Here is a 291-nt window from a genome sequence, read left to right on the forward strand (position 1 = left end):
TGTTATTCCCAAGTAGAAATGTCCTACCTTAAAACCAAATAGAAATGTCCTATACAGACATTTCCAAGTCAAGCACAGGATTCAGATTTCGTTGTTGAATTGCTGTTTTCTGTGCACGTCTTCTTGGCATAGATTGAGAACGATTGCGTTTGTATTGCTGTTCCAATTCTTCATGCTGTTGTTGAATATGATTGAGAACAGCACCTAAACGTTTATTCTCAACAATCTCTCGCTGGTTAAGCTGACTTAATTTATCGAAGATGCTGTAATTGATTTTTCTTCCCTGATATT

At 36.4% G+C, this 291-nt stretch carries 1 pseudogene; it reads right to left on the reverse strand.

From position 1 onward, the window contains the following. Positions 1-49: 49 nt before the first annotated feature. Positions 50-291, reverse strand: a pseudogene (locus NI467_RS14670) (ISNCY family transposase); the annotation flags it as partial.

This window comes from Acinetobacter sp. S4397-1 (assembly GCF_024129285.1).
In the GTDB taxonomy this organism is placed as follows: domain Bacteria; phylum Pseudomonadota; class Gammaproteobacteria; order Pseudomonadales; family Moraxellaceae; genus Acinetobacter; species Acinetobacter lwoffii_C.